This window comes from Cyanobium sp. N5-Cardenillas, assembly GCF_024345515.1.
Taxonomy (GTDB): Bacteria; Cyanobacteriota; Cyanobacteriia; order PCC-6307; family Cyanobiaceae; genus Cyanobium.
On record NZ_JAGQBG010000184.1, the window covers coordinates 1 to 6,395 of the forward strand.

Here is a 6,395-nt window from a genome sequence, read left to right on the forward strand (position 1 = left end):
TCAAGGTCCCCCTGGCCCAGAACACCTCCCTCTTCGACGTGCGCACCCAGGTGCGGCCGGAGCAGTTCTCCACCCTCACCAAGGACCTGCAGGTGATCCAGGCCACCGCGACGGTGAAGTACGCCATGAAGCCCGCCGAGGCGGGTCGCATCTACGAAACGATCGCCACTGACGACCAGCAGATCTATCCGCGGGTGATCCAGCCGTCCCTGCTGAAGGCCCTCAAGTCGGTGTTTTCCCAGTACGAACTGGTGACCATCGCGACGGAGTGGAACTCCATCTCGGAACTGGTGCAGGACAAGGTGGCCGAAGAGCTGCGCAAGTTCGACTATGTGACCGTCCAGGGCCTGGATCTCACCGGCCTGCAGATTGCCGAGGAGTACCGCGCCGCTATCGAGCAGAAGCAGATCGCCGAACAGCAACTGTTGCGGGCCCAGACGGAGGTGCTGATCGCCGAGCAGGAGGCCAAGCGCTACCAGACCCTCAACTCCAGCCTCGACGACCAGGTGCTCTACAAGCTGTTTCTCGACAAGTGGGATGGTCAGACGTCAGTGGTGCCTGCCCTGCCCGGGGCGGCCGGGGGTGGGAACCCCGTGATCGTCAACGGTCGCCGCTGAATCCGCCCCCATGGCTGAAGCCATTCTCGACGTGGATCTGCTGGCCTTCGAGCGGGGCAGCCAACGGGCCAGGGAGGCCGTGGTCGATGGGGTGAGACGCAGTCTGGCCACCGGTTTCGTCTACACCAACAGCGATCTCCCCGTCGATCTGCTCGATTCCGCCTACGGCCTTCTGCAGCGGTTCTTCGCCCTGGAGGCTGGGGCCAAGCGGCGCTTCCGAGCCCCGGGCGCCAATGGCCAGACCGGCTACACCGACCTGCTGGTGGAAACCGCTGCTGGCAGCGCGCATCCCGACTGGAAGGAAATGCTGAACTGGTCGGCCCCGCTGCCGCTGGGCCATCCCCTGCGGCGCCGGTTCCCGGAGCTCTATCCCGAGCAGGTCCTGCCGGAGGCGGCCGTGCCCGGCATCACGGCCCTGCTGGCCGAGTTCCACCGGGCGATCGCCGACCTGCAACGGCGGTTCCTGCGGGTGATCGCCCTGGGCATGGGCTGCGCCGAAGATTTCTTCGAGGAGATGGTGTCGGAGGCCCCCACCCTCACCAGGGCCCTGCGTTATCCGCCCATGGCCGAGGCCCCGGCGCAGGGCCATCTCTGGGCGGCGGCCCATGGGGACATCAACCTGATCACGGCCCTGCCGCGGGCCACGGGACCCGGCCTGCAGGTGCGGGTGGCCGGGGAATGGCTGGAGGCGGCTCCGCCGGAGGGGCGGGTGATCATCAACACGGGGCTGATGCTGGAGCGTCTCTCCAACGGCCGCATCCCCACCGGCTGGCACCGGGTGATGGCGCCGGCCGGGGCCACCGAAGAGCGCCACAGCGTTGTCCAGTTCTGCCATGCCAGGCCCTGGACAATCCTGGCTCCTGTGCCGTCCTGCTGCGGGCCCGACCACCCCCAGTGCTACAGCGCCATCCGTGCCGCTGATGCCCTTGAAGAGGTGCTCTACCGCATCAATCTGCTGGAGAACGGGGTGGCTGCTGGCGCAGAGAACGGCTGATCCCGAGTCCCCCCTCGCCCATCAATTCAACGATCCAGGGGGCCGGAATCCGCTCGATGTCGCCGGTGTCGATGTTCAGCACCCGGGCGAAGTCCGTCGGGGCTGGGCCGCTGAGGTCGCAGATCCGGCCGATGAACCAGGGCCGACCGGCCATGGCCACCACGGCCAGATGGCCCGGGCGGGCCTCACGGAAGCGCTGGGGGTTGGCCCGCCTGAGGGGGGCCACCGCGGGATCGATCTGACCGGGTGCCATGGCTGAGCTTTAGTACGCCTGTACTGTAGCTCGAAAACGCCATGGTGCCCAGGCCCGGCATAGGGTGAAGCGATTCCGGGGCTGAAACGATGGGCGAAGGCAGTAAGCAAGCCAGCAGGGAAGCCAGCAAGGAAGGCGGCGAACAGCCGTTTCTCTATGAGCCCTTGGAGCGCTTCGGGGAAGGGCTCACCACCTCCCGTCCCTGGAACCTTCTGGCCCTGACGGGGGTGGAACGATTGAACGGACGTGCGGCGATGCTTGGGTTCGTGGCGGCCCTGATCGGTGAGCAGCTCACGGGACAGGGGATCCTCGGTCAGCTGGCCCTGATGGTGCGCTGGCTGCTGGGGTGAGGGCTGAATCGCCGGGCGTTCCCCTTTCCCCTGCCCAGGCCCAAGGAGGTGTTAGGTGGTCACACTGGAAGGGAGAAGGAAGGCAGCTTGAGACATGACGATGGGAGCCAGAAGCCATTCTCTCTACATTTTGATGATCAGCATTCATGGCCTGATCCGGGGAGAGGATCTTGAACTGGGTCGTGATGCTGATACCGGCGGCCAGACGAAATACGTGGTGGAGTTAACCAGGGCCCTGGCTCGGCAAGACTCTGTTCAGCGAGTGGATCTTGTCACCCGATGCGTTCGTGATGCGGACGTTTCGGCGGACTATGGGAGGCCGACGGAGGTGCTGGATCCCAAGGCACGCCTCATTCGCATCACTGCCGGACCCGACGCCTACATTCCCAAGGAAGAGCTCTGGGGCCATCTTGATACATTCACCGATGAGCTGTTCACCTGGCTCCATCGTCAGCCTCGCCTGCCGGACGTACTGCACAGTCACTACGCCGATGCCGGCTATGTAGGCGTCCGCCTTTCTCACCTCACGGGTTTACCACTTATCCACACCGGTCACTCCCTGGGTCGGGACAAGGTGCGCCGGCTGCTTGCCCTCGGCTTGTCCGTCGAAGAGATCCAGCAGCGCTACAAGATGTCCGAGCGGATCAGTGCCGAAGAAGAGGTGTTGAACAATGCAAATCTTGTGATCACGAGCACTCACAATGAGATCGAAGATCAATACGAGCTTTACGACTGCTACACCCCAGAGAAGATGTCGGTCATCCCACCAGGAACCGATCTGAATCAGTTCCATCCTCCCACCTCCGGAGATGGGCCGATCGCATTTGCCAGTTCCCTCTGCAAACACCTTAGAGAGCCTGAAAAGCCGATGATCCTGGCTCTGTCAAGGCCGGATCAGCGTAAGAATATTGTCTCACTCCTGGAAGCCTACGGGAAGTCAAAGCGTCTTCAGAGTATTGCCAATCTTGTGATTGTGGCCGGTAATCGTAATGACATTCGTGAACTCAATGAGGGCGCTCAGGCTGTCTTGACGGAGTTGCTTCTTGTTATCGACTGCCACGAGTTGAATGGTCTTGTGGCTTTGCCCAAGCACCATTCCTCCAATGAGGTGGCGGACATCTACCGACTCGCAGCCTTCTCAAGGGGGGTGTTCGTCAATCCTGCCCTCACCGAGCCCTTCGGTCTGACCCTGCTTGAGGCAGCGGCCAGTGGACTGCCGCTCGTGGCAACGGAGGTCGGTGGACCGGTTGACATCATCGGAAACTGCAGAAATGGTCTGCTGATTGATCCCCTTGATGAGGCTTCGATCGCCGGAGCCCTGCTCCAGATTCTGGAAGATCGGGACCTGTGGTCGACGTTTTCAGACAATGGACTGAAGAATGTGGCCAGGTTCTATTCCTGGGAAGCCCATGCCAAACGGTATCTTGAAAGGTTGCAGACTCTTGTGCTGCAGAGTCGGGTGGTTTCCAGGCCGGCACCTCTTTCCAGGGTCCCGGCGGTCCAGACCCGAACCTGCGCGCTGTTCACGGCCATCGATAACACCCTGCTTGGCGATCCCGAGGCCCTTGCGCAGCTCGTAGCGTTGATGCGACAGCAGCATCGTAGGGTCCTGTTTGGGATTGCTACGGGACGACGCCTCAACTCGGTTCTTAAGATTCTGAAGGTTCATTCCATCCCGATGCCGGATGTGCTGATCACCAGCCTGGGGACGGAAATCTATACCCCACCACAGCTGACGACAGACATCTCCTGGACCTATCACATCGACCATCTATGGACCCCGCAAGTGATCAAGCGGCTCATGGATCCATTGCCGGGACTGACCCTGCAGCCGAAGGAGCATCAGAGCCGTTTCAAGTTGTCGTACTTCTACGATGGGCAGCAGGCCCCGTCCATGGAGGAGATTCTCACCCTGTTGCGCCAACACGAGCTTTCCGCCCATACCAGCCTTTCCTTTGGTCAGTTTCTCGATTTCGTCCCCGCCCGTGCCTCCAAAGGACAGGCCCTGCGCTACGTCGCCAACACCTGGAAAATACCCCTGGAGCGAGTGCTGGTGAACGGAGGATCCAGGGGGGATGAGGACATGCTGCGTGGCCGAACCCTGGGGGTGGTGGTGGACAGCCGGCATCGCGAGGAGCTGGCCCAACTGAGTGATTCCGAACGGGTCTATTTCTCCTCGGGGTCCCACGCCTCTGGCATCCTGGAGGCGATTGAGCACTATGACTTCTTCCACTGATCACACGGACCTCAACGCAGCGTTGCCCCAACGGTTGCTCCTTTGCACGGATCTGGATCGCACACTTCTCCCCAATGGTGAGGCGCCGGAATCTCCTGGGGCCCGATCAATGTTTGCCCGCATGGTTGCGCAGCCGTGCCTCTCCCTGGCCTATGTCAGTGGCCGCCACCTGGCTTTGGTGGAAGAGTCGATTCAGGTGTATGGGCTGCCTCAGCCTGACTGGATTCTTGCTGACGTCGGCAGCTCCGTCTATCAACGAGATGCCCAGAACTGGTCCCTGCTGTCCCCATGGTCTCAGCACATCGCTGCCGATTGGCAGGGGCTCGTGGCAGCAGATCTGGCCGTTGTTCTCTCAGGTCTAACGGGCTTGAGATTGCAGCCCGAAGACCGGCAGAACACCCACAAGTTGAGTTACTTCGTTTCCTTGGATGTTGAACTGCCGGCCCTGGTGCGGGCCATCGACACCCGGTTGGATGAACGGGCTCTTGCGGCCAACCTCATCCACAGCGTCGATGAGCAGGAGGCGATCGGTCTGCTGGATATTCTGCCGCAGCGGGCCAGCAAGCTCCACGCGATCGAATTCCTCATGCGGCGGCAGGGATTCACCGCTGATCAGACGCTATTTGCCGGCGACAGCGGCAATGATCTTTCGGTGCTCACCAGTTCGCTGCCCGCGGTGCTGGTGGCCAATGCCCATCCCGACGTGGTCACGCTGGCTTTGGCGGAGGTCAGGCGGAACGGCATGGCGGATCGTTTGTATGTCGCCAGAGGTGGGTTTCTGGGCATGAACGGCAACTACAGTGCGGGCATCCTGGAAGGGATGGACCACTTTCACTCTGAAGCCCTCCGGGTGCTGGGCTGATCTGATGCTGACGCGTTGTCCGATCACCGTTTTCGGAGAAGTCCTTTTCGATTGCTTCCCAGACGGCACGGAGGTCCTCGGAGGCGCCCCTTTCAACGTGGCCTGGCACCTGAAGGGTTTCGGCCTGGCTCCCATTTTCATCAGCCGAGTGGGTACGGATCGTCGTGGCGATGCGATTCGATCCGCCATGACAGCCTGGGGGCTGGAACCGGCGTTTCTTCAGACAGATCCTTCCTCACCCACGGGCCGGGTGGCCGTGACCTTCGAGGACGACGAACCCCACTACGAGATCGTGCCTGGGAGTGCCTACGACGTCATCCAGTCCGAGGGCTTCTGGCAGCTGCCAGCCTCCAGTCTTCTGTATCACGGCACCCTGGCCCTGCGCCATTCCGCTTCGGCTGCTGCACTGGCAGCCCTCAAGGCGCGGCATGTTGGAAAGATTTTCCTGGACGTGAACCTCCGCAGCCCCTGGTGGTCGCTGGGATCGGTTCTGCCTCTGGTGGATGACGCCGATCACGTCAAGCTCAATGCGGCGGAACTGGCCCTGCTGACCTCGGACGTCTTGGCTGAAGCGAATGGCGCCAGTCTGGTGGTGTCGATGGATCGCTTTGCCCGGCGCCACCATCTCGAGACTCTGATCCTCACCCGTGGTGCCCTGGGAGCTCTGGTCTGGAGAGACGGCGAGAGCGTTTCCGTTGGACCCGCCGCCTGCACCCATGTGGTCGACACGGTGGGAGCGGGCGACGGGTTTGCCGCCGCTTTTCTGCTCGGTCTTTGCCTTCAGTGGCCCCTGGTGGAAAGCCTCGAGCGTGCCCGCGACTTTGCTGGGGCACTGGTGTCACGAAGGGGTGCCACGATCGACGATTTGGGCGTTTACGAACAGTTTCTGACCTCATGGAGCTCGAGCTGAACCGATGTACGAACAGATTTCCCACTCGCTGCTGAATTCCATTCTCGACGATCTCCGCCCCGAGATTCGTCGTCAGGATCTGCGCCACTTCTACACCAGGCTTGGTGCCAACTTCTATGCCATCCATTCCCTGTTCGTCACCCTTTACGGTCACCGTGACGACTTCAAGTTCC

General features: G+C 61.8%; 7 protein-coding genes. 6 read left to right on the top strand and 1 reads right to left on the bottom strand.

What is annotated here, in order from left to right:
* Positions 1–617: prohibitin family protein (locus tag KBZ04_RS13195; protein WP_254992366.1), on the top strand; the 617-nt coding region annotated here is incomplete at its 5' end.
* Positions 618–627: 10 nt separating this feature from the next.
* Positions 628–1,611, top strand: coding sequence for an isopenicillin N synthase family dioxygenase (locus tag KBZ04_RS13200; RefSeq protein ID WP_254992367.1), 984 nt, complete (start codon positions 628–630; stop codon positions 1,609–1,611).
* On the opposite strand, the gene KBZ04_RS13205 is transcribed toward KBZ04_RS13200, so the two are convergent.
* Positions 1,565–1,864: a hypothetical protein gene (locus KBZ04_RS13205; RefSeq protein WP_254992368.1), complete on the bottom strand. Its 300-nt coding sequence runs from the start codon at positions 1,862–1,864 to the stop codon at positions 1,565–1,567. The genes KBZ04_RS13200 and KBZ04_RS13205 overlap by 47 nt on opposite strands.
* 89 nt (positions 1,865–1,953) lie before the next feature.
* Here KBZ04_RS13205 and KBZ04_RS13210 point away from each other — a divergent pair, with 89 nt between their 5' ends.
* The 4 genes from KBZ04_RS13210 (at position 1,954) to KBZ04_RS13225 (ending at position 6,222) form a co-directional block, all read left to right on the top strand.
* Positions 1,954–2,214: a chlorophyll a/b-binding protein gene (locus tag KBZ04_RS13210; RefSeq protein ID WP_254992369.1), complete on the top strand. Its 261-nt coding sequence runs from the start codon at positions 1,954–1,956 to the stop codon at positions 2,212–2,214.
* Positions 2,215–2,347: 133 nt separating this feature from the next.
* On the top strand, positions 2,348–4,450 hold the full coding sequence (locus KBZ04_RS13215) for an HAD family hydrolase (RefSeq protein ID WP_254992370.1): 2,103 nt from the start codon (positions 2,348–2,350) through the stop codon (positions 4,448–4,450).
* Positions 4,434–5,312, top strand: a complete 879-nt coding sequence (locus KBZ04_RS13220; RefSeq protein WP_254992371.1) for an HAD-IIB family hydrolase — start codon at positions 4,434–4,436, stop codon at positions 5,310–5,312. Before KBZ04_RS13215 ends, KBZ04_RS13220 begins: the two co-directional genes overlap by 17 nt.
* Positions 5,313–5,316: 4 nt before the next feature.
* Positions 5,317–6,222 carry a PfkB family carbohydrate kinase gene (locus KBZ04_RS13225; protein WP_254992372.1) on the top strand — a complete coding sequence of 302 codons (906 nt, stop codon included), beginning with the start codon at positions 5,317–5,319 and terminating at the stop codon, positions 6,220–6,222.
* The last annotated feature ends 173 nt before the right edge of the window (positions 6,223–6,395 follow it).